Source organism: Vibrio sp. 1CM7H (assembly GCF_023161645.1).
Classification (GTDB): domain Bacteria; phylum Pseudomonadota; class Gammaproteobacteria; order Enterobacterales; family Vibrionaceae; genus Vibrio; species Vibrio diabolicus.
The window spans coordinates 18,584-36,119 of sequence record NZ_JALNTV010000002.1; the positions used below are offsets into that span (position 1 = coordinate 18,584).

Here is a 17,536-nt window from a genome sequence, read left to right on the forward strand (position 1 = left end):
TTATATGTTGACGACAGTCGGTCTAATTTTGAACATACTAGGTACAATCCTTATTGCGAAATTTGGACGAGCTGTAAAACAGTATAATGCAGACGGTTCAGAGCCGTTTAGTGTACAAACAGGAAAACAAGATGGTTTATTCAAATACTCTGAAAACCTATTGTTGTCGACAATTGGTTGGGTTGCTTTGCTAGCAGGCTTTGTTTTGCAACTAGTTCAGCAGTTCATACAAGGTTAATCTTATTATTATGGGGTCGAATAATGAGTAATGTAATTTATTCTAGTGAAGAAGATAGGATAGCTATTGAGTATTTCTCCAGATTAACTAATACGGTTGGTGCGGTCGGCTTTGGCGTCGTGTTTGGTTTGTTTTCCCTGCCACCTTTCTATGCCTGGTTTACTTTTGGAGTTTTCTTTGTTTGGTCATTTTTTCAAGGTTATCAGTATCGAGCAATGCTAAATAGAACTATGGATAATGCTCGGCCTAGCGTTTGGATTTTTATCAAACATGGCTGGTTATGTTTACTATCTCTGAGTTTAATGGCTTCTGTCGCATTAGGTTTTATTAGTAAGGATGCATTCTTGGGCTTTGTGTTATAACAAAGCGTTTAAGACAGATTCCCAACGCATGGCATTTTTCACTCCATCGTTGGGTTTTGTGTTTAAGGTGGCATGGTTAGGCTTAGTGGTAGCGTTGCTCACTACTTAACGCGGCGTTAGCAGTCCTGATAAATTTAGGGAGTAAGTCGAGATTGGAAGAACTCAAGTTTTTAGCTAAATCCTATTATCAAAATACCGTAAGCCTTCGTTTTTTTGGTATTGAAGGTTCCATCTATCTTGCTTTGGCATTCTGCCTTTTTGCTTTAGGTGGGTATTTGCAAATCATTTTAAAGCTAGAGAACATTTCAATTATTCCCATGCTTATTGCTGGGATGATGGGAGTGTTAGCAAGGCAAAAGTATGATCTTAACTTAGTTCGCCACTTATCTAATCAGACTCTTTTAGATAGTGATAATGTGAATTATCACAAAGCAGTTTATCTACAAACATTGGTTGCCCATATTGGTGACTCACTGTTGGAGGCAATGAAGAACCTTAAAGAAATTAGAGAAACAGACAAAAGTGAGCATGGTTTGTCTACGCAGTCAGAATGGGTACGCTTCTTCAAGTTTTTATATGACCCAGAATCAAAAAATCGGATTCTTAGTCTGGTCATCTATTTAATTAGTCTTATTGCATTAATAACGGTTTCGAAATCCCAGACAGACTTAATCTTCTATGAATTGGTCAACCAGTTGTCATACGAGAGTATTCAGAATTTCATAGTACTGGGTAGTATTAGTATCGTAAGTGCTTATGCTCTTTTAGTGTTACCAGTGTCTTTCGCATACAAATTTTTAGTTGTCCCTTTGTTATTAAAAACCTCGTCGGTAGATGCTTTATCGAGGTTTTTTATTTCCGAATTAAACAGATATGCATACCTTGAGCAAAGGGTTCAACGGAACTGCTAACAAAGCGTTTAAGGCGGATTCACAACGCTCGGCATTCTTAGTTTGATTCGGCTTTAGTGTTTACGGCACAATGGTTTTGGTTAGGTGGTCGCGTTGTTCACCACTTAACGCGGCGTTAGGCGACATGAGATAAACGATAGAGTAGTGATAGTATCTTGGCGTGAATCTAGCTTCAGTTAATAGAAAAGGAGTGGATTAATGAATGGTAAAGCATTTGATAATTGGCAAAAATCGCGAAAGAAAGGCTGTTTAAATTGGCTTTTCAGAACAACTTTCGTCACAGCCATTTTGTACATAATTTTTAATGTTATTTTCCTATATCCGTCTTCTGATGCGGCAAGCATTACGATTTTCTTATCGGATAATGCTCTTAATTACTCAATTTACACGATCGGGATGTTTTTCGCATTTTGGGCTATTTGGCTATACAACGAATCTTCGTATGAGAAAGAAGTTAAACGTAGAAATGTCGCCTAACAAACTGTTCAAGAGGGACTCGCAACGCGTGGCATTTTTACTATGCGTTAGTTTTAGTGTTTAAGGTGGTATGCGGCGGCTTCGGTATTGCGTTGCTCACCCCTTAACAGGGCGTTAGCAGACAAAAGTAAATCAAGGAAGAGGGTGCATTATGTCTGATAAAGTAATTAAGTCTTCAACAACTACAATTCAAGTCGGTGCGACTAAAGCAGATGGGAAATTAGAACTAACGGAGTCGGATTTAATTTTTATTCCGTACAACGAAAAGTTGGGTTTTGGTCCATATCAATTAAAGCGCCAAGACATTACTGCCGTAGCTAAGTGCTTGGGCGAAGGTGGTGGTGTAATTCCAATTACTACGGATGCATTTCGTATAAAATTAGCCAACAATACGTGTTACGAGTTTATTGTAGCGAAGCCAGAGCAATGGATAGAAGCACTCGGTGAAATTGTCAGCTAACAAACAATTCAAGAGGGATTCGTAACGCGTGGCATTTTTACTATGCGTTGATTTTTGTGATTAAGGTGGTTTGCAGCGGCATTGGTATTGCGTTACTCACCCCTTAATTGGGCGTTAGCAATATAAGAGGAAACCGATATGTCAAGAATCACAGACCTAGACGAGTTATTGCGTTCGATGAGTCCAAAACTAATGGAATCAGAGTTTGTATTTTGTACAGTTTCTGGTGTGCTAGCAGACTATGTTGACCTAAATCCAGTTGCCACGTTTATTGAGTCTGAGGGTTTAACTTTGGTTCTAGAGAAATCAGAGGCAGAAAAGGCAGGTTTGTCGTTTGATGGTGCATATAGTCAAATAACTCTGACGGTGCACTCCAGTTTGGAAGCTGTAGGTCTTACAGCAGCAGTGGCTAGCAAGTTAGCATCAAAGGGTATTAGTGCTAATGTCATTGCAGCTTATTATCACGATCATATCTTTGTTCAAAGTGCTAAAGCTGAAGCGGCAGTTTCAGCATTAGAAGAGTTCAGTGCATAGGGTTAAGCCATATTGCTAACAAAGCATTTAAGACGGATTCCCAACGCTCGGCATTTTTGGTTTACTTTGAATTTAGTGTTTACGGTACAATACTTTATGTGCAGTGGTCTGCGTTGCTCACCACTTAATGCGGCGTTATGTGCTTTGGTGTTCGTAACGTTTAGATGTGTATGCAAGTCATTTTAAATTAGTAAAAGGAATTACTATGTCCAAAAAGGAATCGGATAAAAGTACAGCACTTAAGTTGGGTTTGTTCATGGCTGGCTCGGTATTTGGTGCAGTCTTGTATATCTTTTTTGCATTTCCAGCATCTTGATTGTTCGGGTTACTAAATGTTGTCGGTTAGGCTCAAGCTACATGTAGGGATAGAATGTTAGTTGCCATCGTATACATCATTGTCACACTTCTTATGGTTAAAGTGCTTTTAAAGAAGAAAGTCTCTAAAAGTGTACTTTTTTACTTCGCTCTTGAACTCTATTTTGGTCCAGTTGCGGTCGCCTCTTATATCGATTAGCTGTTCTGAGAGTACAGTTGTTCAGGTTAAGCACGCACATAACAAACTGTTCAAGAGGGATTCGCAACGCGTGGCATTTTCACTATGCGTTGGTTTTAGTGTTTAAGGTGGTATGCGGCGACTTCGGCATTGCGTTGCTCACCCCTTAACAGGGCGTTAGCTGACAAGCGTCCATGCTAGAGTAATCCGTTATTCGATTCCGTACTCAGCTTTTAACGACTTCACAATGAATTTTGCGTTATATGTAAATACATTCGCAGGTCGTTCTTTAAACATCACAATTGTGTTTGTATTGCTAGGTTTGGAAATTGCGTATGTTTGACCACCGCTAAACGTAGTCGTAGCTGTACCAGTTGCAAAGTTACCAAAACTTGATACGTTTGCGGTTGTATGACTTGTTGTTGGAGTTGTATAGGTACTATTTGTTGTGTAGCTATCACTATCAATAATGGTAAAAAACTCATAACCATTACTTACAGTAAGCTCTGCTGAACGTAGCATAGTGAAAGCTGCTGCTCTCTTCTTGCTCGTGTAGCCATTTCCTTCAAAACTTACTACAAAAACGTTTTCGTCGAGTTGTGTTTCTGAGTAGCCGCCAGTGAAACCTTGGTTTTGATATGCTGTAGCACAGCCGCCAAGAGAAAGTAGAATTGTTGCGCCAACAAGGAAGTTTTTTATGCTCATAATTTAGTATGGTTTGTTTTAAAGGGCGCGTAAGATACTGCTTTTGAGTGGGATTATATATTGAAAAAGTTTTATCCTCACGACAGGTGTGGCTTATCAGCTAACAAACTGTTTAAGAGTGATTCGCAACGCGTGGCATTTTTACTATGCGTTGGTTTTAGTGTTTAAGGTCGTATGCGGAGGCATCGGTATTGCGTTGCTCACACCTTAACAGGGCGTTAGTACGGGTTTGACATCAAAGGTCATAAGTTTTGGTGTTTATCTGTTTTGGCGCTCGTCTTTACACCTTTCAATTAGTGCCTCTCACGTTCTTTCCGGTGGCACTATATGCGTTGTGCTTGCTTTGATTTCACCGTTTACGGCTTCTAACTCTTAGCCTATTTTTTTGGCGCTTCTTCACTTTCGTGGTGGCTTTTGAGAGAACCTTGATTACTTTTGATGTGGCTGTTGAAGTACGAGGAAAGAATCCTTTTCTAATTTGAAGCCAGTGAAAGTAGGGCAGTTCAGTGCATATTTCTTCTAGCCAACTTTCGTATTTCAATCGGGGTAAAGTTTTGTAGCTGCCCGTCTCACTTCAGTGTTCAAAGCCTTTCATGTCATCTCAATTTTCAATATCTTGGAGCGCACAAATAGAAGTAGCGCATGTACTAACAAATTGCTTAAGAGTGATTCGTAACGCGTGGCATTTTTACTATGCGGTGGCTTATGTGATTAAGGCGCTGTGCGGTAGCTTTTGTATTGCGTTACTCACACCTTAGCAAGGCGTTATGCCTTTTCGAGGAAAATATGGCAATTCCTAATAAAATATATAAATATGAACCAATGTCGGTACAGTCTTTGATTAACTTGAAATCTCAGGCTTTATATTTCAACTCACCTAAAAATTTTAATGGCCCCTTTGATTGTGAGGTCCCGCCAAAGCTCCGTTTTCCTTATGACCCAGAGGCTCAATTAATTAAGACTCATTACGAGGCTGAATTGCGAGATCGTCTGGAAATCCAAAAGTACAACCAGTTGTACAAGACAACTTTAAATGACTTCAAAGTTAACCTCAAAAATATGGCTTCGGAGCTTTGCGAAAAGCGCGTTAAAGGTTTGTTTAATGACAAAGGTATTAGCTGTTTTAGTGAAACAAATGACAATCTGCTTATGTGGTCGCACTATGCATCATCAGCAAAAGGTTTTTGCCTAGAGTTTCGAACGGACATCGAACCATTTGAAAAAGTGCGTAAGGTAAATTATGTAGCCAACCCACAGCAAGTTGACTATGTGGCAATGATGCTTGGTGGTGGTGACTATTTTTTAGATAGCTTTTTGTGTACGAAGTCATCACATTGGTCTTATGAGAAAGAATGGCGACTGTTCCACCATGAAATTAATAAAGTTTATCACTATCCTTCAGATTCACTGACTGCCGTGTATTTTGGCTCAGAAATTGACCGAGAGTTTCTTGAGATTATTTGTCTGATCATTCAAGGACAAAATCCAAATGTAAAATTTTACCAAGGTATTCGATCTAATGATCAGTTCTCCCTCACTTTTGATGAGGTCACTTATAAGTCTTATGTCGCAGCACAGGCATAACAAACAATTTAAGAGGGATTCCCAACGCTTGGCATTTTTGCTTCTACTTCCAATTTAGTGGTTACGGTACAATGCTTTAGGTTGGGTGGTGGCGTTGCTCACCCCTTAATTGGGCGTTAGCAGTTTGGAGAAGTTATGAAGTATCTCACTTTTGTTTTTTTGTTAGTATCATTTACCAGTCAAGCTAGTTGCTATGTTGTTGGCGACCTAAAAGGCTTTTCTACACGTCAAATCGAAAGTTTTGAAATAGGCAAAGATGGCATTTCATCTCAAAAATTCATTGTTGAATTTAAAGGTGATGAAAGTAGCGTCTCTCCAAATAACATGAGTTGTTTTCAAGCTGGCGCAGCTACATTAATCTGCGCTGATGTTAGCAATAGTGGCGAATCGACTATCGAAACTTGGGCTGTATATCCAGATTCAGGAAAAGCTGTATATACAAAGTCCATCAATGGTTTTGGGGCTTTTAATGGGGCAAATATGTTCGTAGGTAACATCAAGGGGCACTGCGACTAAACTGCTAACAAATTGTTCAAGAGGGATTCGCAACGCGTGGCATTTTTACTGTGCGTTGGTTTTAGTGTTTAAGGCGGTATGCGGTGGCTTCTATATTGCGTTGCTCACCCCTTAACAAGGCGTTAGTCGCCAGAAAAAGCTAGCAATCAAAATCATGTTTCTGAGCTTAAAATTTAGCAGCTGTTTTAAGTCCAAAGTTTTGTAACTGTCCTAGCGGTTGTTTTGTTCTTTGGTGCTAACAGAGCAGGGCAATCGAGAGTCTGTTTTGGGTTGCAACTCCGCTCGGTGAGTTTGTTGGTACAAAAGCCGATTTACTCGCTGAAATGACGTTTTCTCTGGTGTTGTAAATTCCACGTGGTTTCAGTGACTTCGTTGAAAGTCCGCGCTGTGAGATTAGCTTTCCAAAAGCGCTTTTTGGTGTTGTCAGTTCGTTTTCTGCGGCGTTGTTTGTTCCAAGTGGTTTCATTGAATAGCCGCTTTGAGACTACGCCTGACTTAATTGCATCAAAGCACATAAAGTTTGTTGTTCGCAAAGTTTAGTTTGGCTTAAAATTTTCGCTCGGTGCCTCGCGACTAACAAACTGCTCAAGAGGGATTCGCAACGCGTGGCATTTTTACTATGCGTTTATTTTGGTGATTAAGGTGGTTTGCGGCGGCTTCGGTATTGCGTTGCTCACCCCTTAGCAGGGCGTTATGGGGCTATCGTAGCCCCATTGTATACTTGTCTTAGCTAGTATGGCATGGTCGGCAACAGTAGTAACAGCCATTAATACTATTATTTGGCCAGCGAGTTTTGGCATCTGCTACAGCACTCTGACAAGATAGATGAAAACCTAAGTCAATTTGATTTTCAGTATTTGGGAAGTGCTGACAGCCTGCGTCTTTTTCGTGAACTTCATGATCTCCATTTTGTTGCGAGTTTTTGTTAATAATGAAATATGGCATTATTTTCTCCGTAAACGTTAAATTGCTCGATAAACGTAACTCCAATACTGTTAATTTTATGTGTAATATTTCACATAACTCACAGGTTGCACATGTTGTGTATGTAAGTTGTGAGTCGCCCCATAACAAAGCGTTCAAGACGGATTCACAACGCTTGGCAGTTTTGGTTTGAATCAGCTTTATTGTTTACGGCACAATGGTTTAGGCTTGGTGACAGCGTTGCTCACCACTTAACGCGGCGTTATACGAATAGAGGGAAATTATGTACAAAAGTACTGATTTTAACTTGGATTCAAAAGAGTTCAGGTTTAAGAAAGACTCATATCCTTTGTCTAAGATAAACAATGTTAGGGTTAAAAAGTTAAGTTTTCTTGATAATTTAGGTCAAGTTTTATTCTGGGTGTGTGTTTTTTCAGGGGCAGTTTGGTTAGTTATTCCAAGGTTGGAAGAGGTGCCACAATGGCTACTCGTTTTAGTTCTTAGTCTGACGGTTGTAGGTTTGGTTTTTGCTCTTTTTCGTTGTTCTAAATATGCACTTCAAGTCGAGTTTCGCCACATAGATGAAACGGGCGTTCAATGGGTTAATGTCGCTAAGTCATACTCAAAGTCAGATTGTGAGTTATTTGAACAGCAAGTGTTGGCACTGAAGAAATTCGTATAACAAATTGTTCAAGAGTGATTCGGCACGCGTGGCATTTTTACTATGCGTTGGTTTTAGTGGTTAAGGTGTTATGCGGAACCTTCGGTATTGCGTGCCTCACACCTTAACAAGGCGTTATATGCTAATGAGGAAATTCGAATGGATGTAACTTTGGCGACAGGCGTAACACTAATTGACTTTCTTAATAAGTCACTAGAAACGCTCAAGTTAGTACAAAAAGATAAACCTGACTCATTGGAGTTACAGTTGCACCTAGCAACGTTAACACAACAATTATCGTTGACTATGGTTGAAGCATCACAGCTCCAAGGCCTTTTGGCTCAAAAGAATGAGGAAATCAGGCAGCTTAAGACAAAGTTGAGTGAGCGAGACTTAATCAAATACGACTCAAAATCTGAAATGTATTGGTCTGAAGGTGATGATTCCCCCGTTTTGTACTAAGTGTTACGAAAATGATGAGAAGTATATCCATCTCTCGTTTATTCCAGAGCAACCATCTGAGTATATAGATGGCATGCACTTCCCTGGCAGTGATGCGTACTATTCCTGTAAGGCTTGCTCTAGCGTTTATACCAAAGTCGATCGCACAAATTAGTACGCATATAACAATCTGTTTAAGAGGGATTCGCAACGCGTGGCATTTTTACTATACGTTGGTTTTAGTGTTTAAGGTGGTATGCGGCGGCATCGGTATTGCGTTGCTCACCCCTTAACAGTGGGAATGGGCAAAAACCTCCAGTAAACAACAATGAACAAGAATGAGCTAATACTCGCATAAAAACATGTACTTATGTGTATGTTGTTTGTGCTTTGTTGTTCATGGATATGTGTGTATGTACAATTATTCTGCTACATATATGCTACACAAAGGACTTGTGCATGCCCATTGAGAAGAAGATAACCAACACCTCAATCAAGGCGCTAACTGTCGAACAGGGACGGCTCAACGACACTGAAATCAGCGGGTTTCATGCTCGTATTTCACCCAAAGGTACAATCAAGTATTACTTTTACTACCGCTTAAATGGCAAACAACGAAATTACTTCATCGGCTCGGCGGATTCACTCACACCGGCTCAAGCAAGAGATTTAGTCAAAGAGAAAGCGGGATTAGTGGCGAGTGGGGTGGATGTCCAAGAATCTCGTCATGAAGTTAAAAAGACGGAGATGCGCAAAAACCTGACGCTTGGCCGTTTTCTTTCTGAGCACTATAAAGATTACCTTATCTCAATGAACCCCAAGCGGGCGGATCAGGCTTATGCTTGCATCGCTCATTCATTTGTTCACCTCCTAGACAAACCGTTAGAGGAGATAAAAGCGTGGGATATTCAGTAGTGGATCACGGAGCGTCGCAAATTAGGGCGTGCCCCAGCAACGATAGAGTATTGTGTGAACCGACTTCGAGCCGCTTTAAATCGTGCGGTAGAGTGGGAGTTCATCGATAGCCATAACTTAAGCAGCGTTAAACTCATCAAGCAAGATAACACTCGAATACGGTATCTCTCTAATGAAGAAGAGAAGCGTTTACTGGACGCGCTGCGAGACCGAAATCATTGCGTTCGAAAGCCTTGCAACGAAATCGAGCCCGTTGAGTTCGTTGATTTTTTTGAGCCGTTAGTACTCACCGCAATGAATACAGGAATGCGCAAAGGAGAGCTATTAAGTCTTCGATGGGAACACGTTTCACTGCCTAATCGCTACTTAACAATTCGATCTGAAAATGCCAAGTCGAAGAAGACGCGAACGATACCGCTCAATGACACGGTATTAAAGCTTTTTGAACGCTGGCGAGCACAGAATCCTGATGCTGATTATGTCTTTATATCGAATAACCAGCCCGTTGAGTTCTTTCAGTATCCGTGGCAATCATTATTGAAAGAGGCTGCTATCGAGAATTTTAGGTTCCATGACTTGCGGCATCATTTTGTAAGCAAGTTAGTGATGGCGGGCGTTGATTTGAATATCGTGCGTGAGTTGCTTGGGCATGCTGACCTCAAGATGACGCTGCGTTATGCACACTTAGCTCCAGAGCACAAAGCGGCGGCGGTGAATCTGATTGGTTAAGTTGCAAGATAAATCGAGACATCACTCGAAGCATTAAAGGTATGGTTTTATATACAGTGGTCTTGGTGCTGTAATTCGTTGTTGAAATCGTTAACTCAACAAGGGATTGAAGTGAGCCAGTTTAAACGCCGCTATGTAAGGCTTGAGGAAGCCTGTGATAAAACTCATTTAACTAAGTGGGATATACTGGATGCCATTGAAGGTGAGCGGTTATGTTTGTTTGCCGATATTTCTGCTTCGAGTCTTGGGGCTATTCATCCACCAAGTCAATGTGTCGCGGCCATCTTCGACTATCAAGGTATTGTCCAACTCATTGAACGCTCATCCAAGCGGTTTGCGCGTTCATTAGAATCTATAAAGGTTCAACACGTCATCATCGTTGAGATGCATGGTATCAACCGTTGGCGTGCGGTTACTGAAGCGTTTGACCATGTATTGCAAGCGCACTTTAAATACACACCTAATGCACTCTCCCCACCGAACAAAGCGTTTGTTGCTTATGCATCGGTTAATGCCTCTCTAACCACTGAGAGCGTGGTTGGGGAATTCATCACTAAAGCATCTGCCATTTTCTCTAATGACGTAACGCATCAACTTACTGAGCAATACCCAAGTCAACGTGGTCAACGCCTTTCAACCGATGCGTTAACGGTTAAACCCAGTCAAATACGCGTTGATATGGAACAGGTCATTGATGTTTTTGGTAAAGCAGTACTATTGAATCGTGGTTGCCAAGCGGTTGATACGGTTAAGGCAACACTAGGCTCAACGGTTAGCCAGACTGCTGGTCAGTGTATTGAGTCGGTTAATGCGCCTACTGAACTCGGGTTGGATTCGGTTATCCAACCGATGCCAATCCACCCCATTGCACAAATTGCTCATCGAGTATTAACACTCAACCCTCAAGCCAGAGCGGATAAGGTTTGGAACATGATAAGGCAGGACGTGAGAGCGAACGAGTTTAACCGTCAATTTGATGTTGATGCGTTGATTGAAAGCATTACTCAGGACTCGGTGACGTGGTTTGGTCGTGGGGATAATGAAAACACCATGTCCTATGACTCATTCAGAAAGAATGTATTGGTCGACGTAAGGAGGCAAATTAGGCCGTCAAAATAAAACGTCGTCGTCATCGTCTTTGATAACGTCATATGACGTTTGTGGTCGTTACGTTGAAACCTCTATGAACAAGAGAGAACAACAACATGACTCAAACCACACTTGATAAACGTGTATACACAGAACAAGAAACGGCGCTTTACATTGGTATGAGCCGTTCATTTTTACGCCAAGCTCGTATGGAAGGGCAGCGCAAGAACCGAACCGCAGCGCCTCCTTTCATCAAGATTGGTCGTGCTGTCCGTTATCTTAAAGAAGACTTAGACCAGTGGTTAGATAGTCATGTCAAACGCGACCACTTGCTACAAGGGGAGGGCTTCCATGCTTAACGATAGCAATGCACCAGAATTTCCCCATGTCAGATATAAGGAGTCCGGCCAACAAATCGTATTGAACACGGCTGATAACTTGAAAGCATTACTGAAGAGCACGGGCTACCAAGCCAAGCTCAACAAGATGACGTTAGAGCCAGATATATTCAAAGGCAAGGTTTGTATGGGCTCGCCAGATATCGTCAGAAGTGAGCTTGTATCGTTGGCGTCAATTTACACATTGCCCAAATCCGCGATTGATGACCATTTTAACGCCGTGGCACATGAAAGTAGTTACCATCCAATCGCTGATTGGCTTGATGGCGAGTGGGATAGAAAGCCCCGCGTGGAAGCAGTACTTAATTGCTTAGAGACTAAGAATCCCGCGCTCTCTAACATCGTGTTGCTACACTGGTTAGTGGGCTGTGTAGCATGTCTTTTTGTGGGTAGCTTTAAATCCAAACTCGTGCCTGTTTTGCAAGGTGAGCAATCCTTTAAAAAGACCGCGTTCGTTGAACGAATTGCCAATGTGATGCCAAGTGCGTTTCTTGAAGGGGCAGAGCTCAATCCTGATAACAAAGACAGTGTGCTGACCGTTATTCGCTCATGGATAGTGGAGCTGGGTGAGTTAGAACGCTCAACCAAAAACTGCCAAGGGGCATTGAAAGCGTTCGTGACAAGAGCTTGCGATACGGTGCGTCCTCCTTATGCACGCAATGACATTAAGAAAGACCGACAAACCAACCTCATTGCGACGGTAAACGGCACGGACTTTCTAAAAGACGAAACCGGAAATACCCGCTACGCCGTCATTGAGCTGGTGGGCGAAACGGACATGGACATGCTCAATAACATACTCGGTTGGGACTACAAAGCAACGGGTGAGCTAACGCTGAACCAACCAGAGAATCTGCGCCAATTCTGGTTAGAGGTGAAACACAAATTCATGGTTGAACATCATCCTTGGATGTTGTCGTCTGACATTCAAGTGCAAGTGTCGCAAGAGTCATCCAAATACGTAGATAAAGGCAACTGGTATAACTTGCTAAACGACCACCTAGAAGAATGTACAGGTAAAGCGAGAGAGTGGTTATCAACCAAACAGATATGTGAAGTTATCAACGCTGACACATCAAAAGGAAATGTGATTGGTAAAGCGCTCAACCAACTGACTAAAGACGGTAAGTTAGAAAAGAAAATGCTCAATGGCTCAAACCGCTACTGTTTCCCTACCGTTCGTCCTCAAACGTCATTTTGCTAAGTACTTAAACTTACCCCACTTACTCCACTTGAATCGATATTAAGTGGGGTAGGTGGGGTAAGTTGTTCTACTTTCAGAAAACGACACATCACTCTCGGCATGTAATAGATAAAACATTCAGCATTAAGGTCCCTAGTTGCGTATTGAGGAATTGGCTTTACCCTAACTGGTATCGGCCTCCCAAAAAGAGAGCTTAAAAAAGATAGCGTATCGCTTTGCTATGCGAGTGCTGTACAATTCGAGCTAAAGACATGATTTGTCACTCAGGGAATGCTGCTCTCTGTCTATCGATATCGCGGACGTTGTAATATCAATAAAACAACCCAAAGTGCACTTTTTTATAGTGATATTAACTTTTTCGTCACCAATACATTAATAAAAGCCATTAAAAACAGTATGGTACAATTAATTTTTTAAAGTGGTAGGAAAAGTAAATGGCATCTTTGGGGTATTGTGATGTAAAAGATATGGCTCTTAGTCATAAAAGTAAGGGAGCTATAGGAGATATAAAAAGCATCATGGAAAGTGGCAATCTTTTGTCAGGTGTACTAGCGGCAACTCCTTTTTATGCTGTTTTTGGAACACCCAGTGTCACCTCCAGTCCATTCGAAAAACTGGTCACCATTCGAGAGTATGACTGGGAAACGTTTGGTGATGCAATGTTGGCCACAAGCGCCGTTACTCGTAGTCGAATTTATCAGGTTGCTGAGCCTATGACTTGGCAAACCAGCGGTGAAGAACAAAAGTTTTGGAAGTGTGTATCTAATGCGTCATTATAAATTTATTGGATTGTTATCCCTTGTTCTCTTTAGTAGCTCCAATGCTGTAGCGGAATCCATAAATATGGATTGGGTAACAAAATTCCATATGGATAAACAGACTAAAGAGGCGACTCTTAACTGGATTATTCAGAGAGAGAAATGCATCGCTAAAGAAAAGCAAAGCAAAGAGTTGTTTCCTCGTAACGAATGGTTTGACTCGTTATCTAAAGAGGACAAGGTAAAGGTTGTTCTCTATATTAACAACTTGAAGCTACAAGCGTGCTCTGAGCAAGAGTCGTTAGAGCTAGAACGTTTGGTCGATAAAGGAAAACATGCAAAACTGAATGAGACACTTACCGTGTTGGGCGCTTTTAACTGGCCTGATGAAGGTGAGCTAGAAGGTATCGATAAGCACAAAGTAAATCAAATCTCAGAACAAGTTGATATGTTCAACATCCAAGTTGTTGGAGAACAACTCAAGTTTAGAGACTAACCGCAATACAGGTTGGTTGTCGTAATATCATAGCCAACCTGACTGCCCTAGCTTCAATTTAGATAATAATATTACATGAAAGTAGGGATGTCTGGGTTCAGATATAACAGGTTACTCTAGCTCATTTATACCCCAAACTGCGCTAACGCGGGTCCTCTTAGTATTTCTACTGGCTTGTCTTTGACTGAACTAATTTTATGCATTTAACATCTTGAATGCGCACATCAGGTGTAATGGTAAATTAAAACAAAAGTGCCGATTGCAATCTGTCTATTGCTTAGGTAGGAGTTAGTGATGGGTCTGAGCTTAAACACTTTCGATATTGTTAAATTTTCCAATAAAATTGAATAACATTGTTACCTAAAAAGCCACCTTGGTAGGTGGCTTTGTTGACAGCTATAAGCCAGAAACTGGATCATTTTAAGACTCGTCAACAGTTACTGAGTCTGCGTTATTCTTAACAGAGGCGATACCATTTTCTGCCCCTTGCTTTGAAGCGTACATTTCACTGGTCGCAATCACTTGCCCGTTGTCTGCTTTAAGTACAAAGTAGTATGGTTGAACGGTATCCTTTGTAGATTTCTTAATTACATACTTGCCCATCTGTTTACTCCTTTGGGGTAAATGTAAGTTATGAGAACGATTTCTCACACAGATATATTTATTCATCTTATTGCATATCAACTCAAGTGCATTTTGCGTGTTTTGTGAGCAAATTATGATTTGTCTCGGTTTCAATGAATTCGAATGTGTAGTGGAAAGATGAATTTGGTCAGTAAACTAGAGGAGCACTGTATTTGACTCAACTGATATCATGCTAAATTAGCAAAGTCACTGGCACGTTTCTGCCCCATAACTGTTTAGCTAAGGATTCCTGACCACACTCTCATGTCAGGTCTTGACCTACATATACTAATAGCAGATTATGAGTCTAGTTGAGCACTTATAATTATACAGACATGTTCAGCAATTTATGAATGGAAGGAAGAATAAGCTATAGAACAGTGAACTAATATTTATGCTTGCAAGCAAAGGGATTTGGCATGTCGGTTATACGTCACATTGATATACAAAATTTTAGATCAATTAAAAATCTATCTTGGAATCCAAAGCCTGGACTTAACTGTCTAATCGGACCAGGGGATTCTGGTAAGTCGACAATTTTAGATGCCATTGATTTGGTTCTAGGTGCACGACGCTCTTACTCATTCAACGATGCAGATTTTTACCAACTAGATACTTCATCTCCTTTGACTATCACAGTGACAATTGGCGAGCTTGATGATGAGTTAAAAAATGTTGAACGATACGGTTTTTTTCTTCGAGGCTTTAATTTTGAGACCAAAGAAATCTTTGACGAGCCACAACCAAATTGTGAAACGGTTCTTACCTTCAAGCTCTATGTATTTACTAAAGCTACACGTTTACGATGTTTCTTCGCAAGGCGTTATCTATGAAAGGGTTCAGTGCATCCAGCAAAAAACGGGCACCGATGTTCACTATGAGATTACTCCGAGAACACAGCAAAGTATTAGCCGATGGATTTTTGCAGCATCCCTAGAGGCAAGCAGTTTTCTATTCCCGAGCAGCCGACGCTCTGGGCAACCTATCAGCTACTCATTCTATCGTTCAATCATCAGGAACTGGGCTGTAAAACTGGGATTGAATGCTGACTACTACGGAACTCATTCCATGCGCCGTACCAAAGCCACCTTAATCTATGCCAGAACAAAAAACATCAGGGCCGTACAGATCTTACTTGGACATTCGAAGCTAGATAACACAATTCGATACCTTGGTGTTGAGCTAGAAGACGCTCTGAGGCTGTCTGAGAAAACAGATTGCTGACAAATAGGAGCCGCTACAGGCTTTTCGTCTGAAAAGCCTGTGCCCCTTTCCTTGTTTCAGAGCTAATTTCTAGCTGCTCACTATGCTATAAATTATCTAATGTCATTTTTGAATCGAGAGGTAAGTTATGAGTAAAAAACTGTTGCCAGAAAAAGACCTTTTAGAAGGATTAACAAGTCATACTGCGCACACCGATGAATTCGCGACTACAAGTGAAAAAGATGGGGGGGCTTATTCGGAAGGTGCGGATAAGGCGGATATCGACTTTCTAGGTGAACGACGCGATGTTTTTGACGCTTCCCAAATTGAATTTGAGGAAGATGAATAAGACCGAGAACTAGTTAAGCAAAGAGAAAACTCCCCAGAAATTGACGTTGATATTGATGAGTTGTGAACCAGTATGTTTGTGTTTCGAAATTAATCACCAGAATCAAAAATGCCCCAAGTGTATCAACTTCTCATTTGTTTGAATTGCCACCCGACCGAAAAATAACAAAAGTTAGATTTAGCGATGATATGAGCGTAAAAGCTACGCTTTAGTCACTTAAATTGGAGCATTTAGGGCTGGATCTATACGAACTAGCTAAAGCACAGAGTAAATATTTAATAGTAACTAAGAATAAGCCTAACTGTTCTTTGAGAGATCCAGAGCTATGGTAGATTGATAGAACGGAGCTGAGTAATCCTGAAAGATATGGTTGAATTGCTCACGGCTATCAAGCACAAAAGCAACTCGAACGTGGTCTAGGTTGTATGTCGTCAAAACAGAGCGTAACCAACCCGCCAACGAATTCTCCAAAAGCGCTCTACAGCCTACGAACCACACCCATGTTTGCTGATCACTTCGAATAACATCTAAGATTTCTGACTTGTATCGATAACCATCTCCCATTGAAGTTAGGTCGATGTACACAACATTAGCCCCCAGTCCATGGTTAATGCGATTGTACGTATCTTGAAGTTCTTTACCGCATTCACTATCAAATGTGTGAAACCTCATCACGCCCAACTCCCAATAGCCGTGTATTAAGCGTTCTGGTGTACCTACAGGCCAGCTATCAAAGGTGTATAAATTATCTTTACGCATCTACGAAACTTATTGTTATGAACGGATTAGAGAAGTGAAGCCCAATGGTAGGACACATAGCCAATATCTTAAGTGATTGACACCAGCTCATGCAGCGTATCTCTGTCTGTCAAAGTAGACTTAATGAGGGTGAGGTCATTGAGTACTTGGTGTTTACGCTCCTCATTATAAAACACCATGTAGTGCCCGATTTCAAGCTCTGCTTTACGGGGTGTGCTGTAAGCTTTTAAGTAAATCTCCTCGTATTACAGACTTCTCAATAGCCGCTCAATAAAAAGATTGTCAATCCAGCGACCTTTTCCGTCCATGTTGATCCATATTCCCCTGATTGAGCAACTTCTGTGTGAACTCAGTGCTAGTAAACTCGCAGCCCTGATCGGAGTTAAAGATATCGGGTGGTCAGTAGTATTGGAGCACCTCTTCGAGAGCCATGATACATAAAACTTGTACCCATGGTGTTCGATAACCGCGAGGACAACACCTTACAGTTATACCAGTCGATAATGACAACCAAGAACAGGAACCTTTTTGTTGGTAGTTCGTTCATTTACAAGAAAGTTTGTCACTTTTTCCTCTGTCGGTTTAACTTGACAGAGGTGATATGAACTGCCTATGCAAACACACCTTTGCCCCAAAGCGTGTTAATCAAGTTTTTGCTAGTCACTTCTACTCGTGGTTTTCATACTAAAACTAGTGAATAGGCGAA

20 protein-coding genes and 6 pseudogenes are annotated in these 17,536 nt (G+C 41.2%); 21 read left to right on the top strand and 5 right to left on the bottom strand.

Annotated elements, in window-relative coordinates; genetic code table 11:
* The first annotated feature begins 4 nt into the window (after positions 1 to 4).
* From MSG33_RS08310 to MSG33_RS08350, 7 genes and pseudogenes are all read left to right on the top strand, one after another.
* Positions 5 to 238: a hypothetical protein gene (locus tag MSG33_RS08310; RefSeq protein WP_248380616.1), complete on the top strand. Its 234-nt coding sequence runs from the start codon at positions 5 to 7 to the stop codon at positions 236 to 238.
* 23 nt (positions 239 to 261) lie between these two features.
* Entirely contained in the window at positions 262 to 600 is a 339-nt protein-coding gene (locus tag MSG33_RS08315; RefSeq protein ID WP_248380617.1) for a hypothetical protein, read from the top strand.
* A gap of 152 nt (positions 601 to 752) precedes the next feature.
* On the top strand, positions 753 to 1,511 hold the full coding sequence (locus tag MSG33_RS08320; protein ID WP_248380618.1) for a hypothetical protein: 759 nt from the start codon (positions 753 to 755) through the stop codon (positions 1,509 to 1,511).
* Between the two features lie 198 nt (positions 1,512 to 1,709).
* The gene (locus tag MSG33_RS08325) at positions 1,710 to 1,988 is read left to right on the top strand and encodes a hypothetical protein (protein WP_033007115.1); all 279 of its coding nucleotides are present in this window, start codon (positions 1,710 to 1,712) and stop codon (positions 1,986 to 1,988) included.
* Positions 1,989 to 2,139: 151 nt separating this feature from the next.
* Positions 2,140 to 2,448, top strand: a complete 309-nt coding sequence (locus tag MSG33_RS08335; protein WP_114324216.1) for a hypothetical protein — start codon at positions 2,140 to 2,142, stop codon at positions 2,446 to 2,448.
* A 138-nt stretch (positions 2,449 to 2,586) separates the two neighbouring features.
* Positions 2,587 to 2,982: an ACT domain-containing protein gene (locus MSG33_RS08345; RefSeq protein WP_248380620.1), complete on the top strand. Its 396-nt coding sequence runs from the start codon at positions 2,587 to 2,589 to the stop codon at positions 2,980 to 2,982.
* A gap of 509 nt (positions 2,983 to 3,491) precedes the next feature.
* Positions 3,492 to 3,645, top strand: a pseudogene (locus MSG33_RS08350) (DUF3265 domain-containing protein).
* Between the two features lie 40 nt (positions 3,646 to 3,685).
* Here MSG33_RS08350 and MSG33_RS08355 read toward each other — a convergent pair.
* Positions 3,686 to 4,180, bottom strand: coding sequence for a hypothetical protein (locus MSG33_RS08355; RefSeq protein WP_025607779.1), 495 nt, complete (start codon positions 4,178 to 4,180; stop codon positions 3,686 to 3,688).
* 786 nt (positions 4,181 to 4,966) lie between these two features.
* Here MSG33_RS08355 and MSG33_RS08370 point away from each other — a divergent pair.
* The gene (locus MSG33_RS08370; RefSeq protein WP_248380622.1) at positions 4,967 to 5,764 is read left to right on the top strand and encodes a DUF2971 domain-containing protein; all 798 of its coding nucleotides are present in this window, start codon (positions 4,967 to 4,969) and stop codon (positions 5,762 to 5,764) included.
* A gap of 135 nt (positions 5,765 to 5,899) precedes the next feature.
* Positions 5,900 to 6,280 carry a hypothetical protein gene (locus tag MSG33_RS08375; protein ID WP_025580543.1) on the top strand — a complete coding sequence of 127 codons (381 nt, stop codon included), beginning with the start codon at positions 5,900 to 5,902 and terminating at the stop codon, positions 6,278 to 6,280.
* 238 nt (positions 6,281 to 6,518) lie between these two features.
* Here the strand turns inward: MSG33_RS08375 and MSG33_RS08385 are convergent.
* Positions 6,519 to 6,746, bottom strand: a pseudogene (locus tag MSG33_RS08385) (hypothetical protein); the annotation flags it as partial.
* Between the two features lie 741 nt (positions 6,747 to 7,487).
* Here MSG33_RS08385 and MSG33_RS08395 point away from each other — a divergent pair.
* The 10 genes and pseudogenes from MSG33_RS08395 (at position 7,488) to MSG33_RS08445 (ending at position 13,895) form a co-directional block, all read left to right on the top strand.
* The gene (locus MSG33_RS08395) at positions 7,488 to 7,886 is read left to right on the top strand and encodes a DUF6232 family protein (protein ID WP_017058505.1); all 399 of its coding nucleotides are present in this window, start codon (positions 7,488 to 7,490) and stop codon (positions 7,884 to 7,886) included.
* A 138-nt stretch (positions 7,887 to 8,024) separates the two neighbouring features.
* Positions 8,025 to 8,327, top strand: a complete 303-nt coding sequence (locus MSG33_RS08405; protein ID WP_248380624.1) for a hypothetical protein — start codon at positions 8,025 to 8,027, stop codon at positions 8,325 to 8,327.
* A gap of 169 nt (positions 8,328 to 8,496) precedes the next feature.
* Positions 8,497 to 8,599, top strand: a pseudogene (locus tag MSG33_RS08410) (DUF3265 domain-containing protein).
* A gap of 166 nt (positions 8,600 to 8,765) precedes the next feature.
* Positions 8,766 to 9,221 carry an Arm DNA-binding domain-containing protein gene (locus MSG33_RS08415; RefSeq protein WP_248380626.1) on the top strand — a complete coding sequence of 152 codons (456 nt, stop codon included), beginning with the start codon at positions 8,766 to 8,768 and terminating at the stop codon, positions 9,219 to 9,221.
* 54 nt (positions 9,222 to 9,275) lie between these two features.
* On the top strand, positions 9,276 to 9,950 hold the full coding sequence (locus MSG33_RS08420; RefSeq protein WP_248380627.1) for a site-specific integrase: 675 nt from the start codon (positions 9,276 to 9,278) through the stop codon (positions 9,948 to 9,950).
* A 111-nt stretch (positions 9,951 to 10,061) separates the two neighbouring features.
* On the top strand, positions 10,062 to 11,069 hold the full coding sequence (locus tag MSG33_RS08425) for a hypothetical protein (RefSeq protein WP_248380629.1): 1,008 nt from the start codon (positions 10,062 to 10,064) through the stop codon (positions 11,067 to 11,069).
* 86 nt (positions 11,070 to 11,155) lie between these two features.
* Positions 11,156 to 11,398: a helix-turn-helix domain-containing protein gene (locus MSG33_RS08430; protein WP_021448661.1), complete on the top strand. Its 243-nt coding sequence runs from the start codon at positions 11,156 to 11,158 to the stop codon at positions 11,396 to 11,398.
* Positions 11,391 to 12,641, top strand: a complete 1,251-nt coding sequence (locus tag MSG33_RS08435; RefSeq protein ID WP_248380631.1) for a virulence-associated E family protein — start codon at positions 11,391 to 11,393, stop codon at positions 12,639 to 12,641. The genes MSG33_RS08430 and MSG33_RS08435 overlap by 8 nt, the downstream gene beginning before the upstream one ends.
* Positions 12,642 to 13,075: 434 nt before the next feature.
* Positions 13,076 to 13,420 carry a hypothetical protein gene (locus MSG33_RS08440; RefSeq protein ID WP_025523159.1) on the top strand — a complete coding sequence of 115 codons (345 nt, stop codon included), beginning with the start codon at positions 13,076 to 13,078 and terminating at the stop codon, positions 13,418 to 13,420.
* A 64-nt stretch (positions 13,421 to 13,484) separates the two neighbouring features.
* Entirely contained in the window at positions 13,485 to 13,895 is a 411-nt protein-coding gene (locus MSG33_RS08445; protein WP_021448658.1) for a hypothetical protein, read from the top strand.
* A 420-nt stretch (positions 13,896 to 14,315) separates the two neighbouring features.
* Here the strand turns inward: MSG33_RS08445 and MSG33_RS08450 are convergent, their stop codons facing one another.
* A complete protein-coding gene (locus MSG33_RS08450; protein ID WP_021448657.1) occupies positions 14,316 to 14,498 on the bottom strand; it encodes a YegP family protein in 183 nt (60 codons plus the stop codon).
* 804 nt (positions 14,499 to 15,302) lie between these two features.
* Between MSG33_RS08450 and MSG33_RS08455 the strand changes: the two are divergent.
* Together MSG33_RS08455 and MSG33_RS08460 are read left to right on the top strand one after the other, a co-directional pair.
* A pseudogene (locus MSG33_RS08455) lies at positions 15,303 to 15,743 on the top strand (tyrosine-type recombinase/integrase); the annotation flags it as partial.
* A 127-nt stretch (positions 15,744 to 15,870) separates the two neighbouring features.
* Positions 15,871 to 16,137: pseudogene (locus MSG33_RS08460) on the top strand (hypothetical protein).
* 231 nt (positions 16,138 to 16,368) lie between these two features.
* Here the strand turns inward: MSG33_RS08460 and MSG33_RS08465 are convergent.
* Entirely contained in the window at positions 16,369 to 16,830 is a 462-nt protein-coding gene (locus MSG33_RS08465; protein WP_248380635.1) for a hypothetical protein, read from the bottom strand.
* 120 nt (positions 16,831 to 16,950) lie between these two features.
* A pseudogene (locus MSG33_RS08470) lies at positions 16,951 to 17,359 on the bottom strand (DDE-type integrase/transposase/recombinase); the annotation flags it as partial.
* Positions 17,360 to 17,536 lie beyond the last annotated feature (177 nt).

Bases quoted from the DNA above. Each gene is read 5' to 3' on its own strand.
- MSG33_RS08310 (WP_248380616.1), top strand. From the start codon at position 5: ATGTTGACGACAGTCGGTCTAATTTTGAACATACTAGGTACAATCCTT.
- MSG33_RS08315 (WP_248380617.1), top strand. From the start codon at position 262: ATGAGTAATGTAATTTATTCTAGTGAAGAAGATAGGATAGCTATTGAG.
- MSG33_RS08325 (WP_033007115.1), top strand. From the start codon at position 1,710: ATGAATGGTAAAGCATTTGATAATTGGCAAAAATCGCGAAAGAAAGGC.
- MSG33_RS08335 (WP_114324216.1), top strand. From the start codon at position 2,140: ATGTCTGATAAAGTAATTAAGTCTTCAACAACTACAATTCAAGTCGGT.
- MSG33_RS08345 (WP_248380620.1), top strand. From the start codon at position 2,587: ATGTCAAGAATCACAGACCTAGACGAGTTATTGCGTTCGATGAGTCCA.
- MSG33_RS08355 (WP_025607779.1), bottom strand. From the start codon at position 4,180: ATGAGCATAAAAAACTTCCTTGTTGGCGCAACAATTCTACTTTCTCTT.
- MSG33_RS08370 (WP_248380622.1), top strand. From the start codon at position 4,967: ATGGCAATTCCTAATAAAATATATAAATATGAACCAATGTCGGTACAG.
- MSG33_RS08375 (WP_025580543.1), top strand. From the start codon at position 5,900: ATGAAGTATCTCACTTTTGTTTTTTTGTTAGTATCATTTACCAGTCAA.
- MSG33_RS08395 (WP_017058505.1), top strand. From the start codon at position 7,488: ATGTACAAAAGTACTGATTTTAACTTGGATTCAAAAGAGTTCAGGTTT.
- MSG33_RS08405 (WP_248380624.1), top strand. From the start codon at position 8,025: ATGGATGTAACTTTGGCGACAGGCGTAACACTAATTGACTTTCTTAAT.
- MSG33_RS08415 (WP_248380626.1), top strand. From the start codon at position 8,766: ATGCCCATTGAGAAGAAGATAACCAACACCTCAATCAAGGCGCTAACT.
- MSG33_RS08430 (WP_021448661.1), top strand. From the start codon at position 11,156: ATGACTCAAACCACACTTGATAAACGTGTATACACAGAACAAGAAACG.
- MSG33_RS08435 (WP_248380631.1), top strand. From the start codon at position 11,391: ATGCTTAACGATAGCAATGCACCAGAATTTCCCCATGTCAGATATAAG.
- MSG33_RS08440 (WP_025523159.1), top strand. From the start codon at position 13,076: ATGGCATCTTTGGGGTATTGTGATGTAAAAGATATGGCTCTTAGTCAT.
- MSG33_RS08445 (WP_021448658.1), top strand. From the start codon at position 13,485: ATGGATTGGGTAACAAAATTCCATATGGATAAACAGACTAAAGAGGCG.
- MSG33_RS08450 (WP_021448657.1), bottom strand. From the start codon at position 14,498: ATGGGCAAGTATGTAATTAAGAAATCTACAAAGGATACCGTTCAACCA.
- MSG33_RS08465 (WP_248380635.1), bottom strand. From the start codon at position 16,830: ATGCGTAAAGATAATTTATACACCTTTGATAGCTGGCCTGTAGGTACA.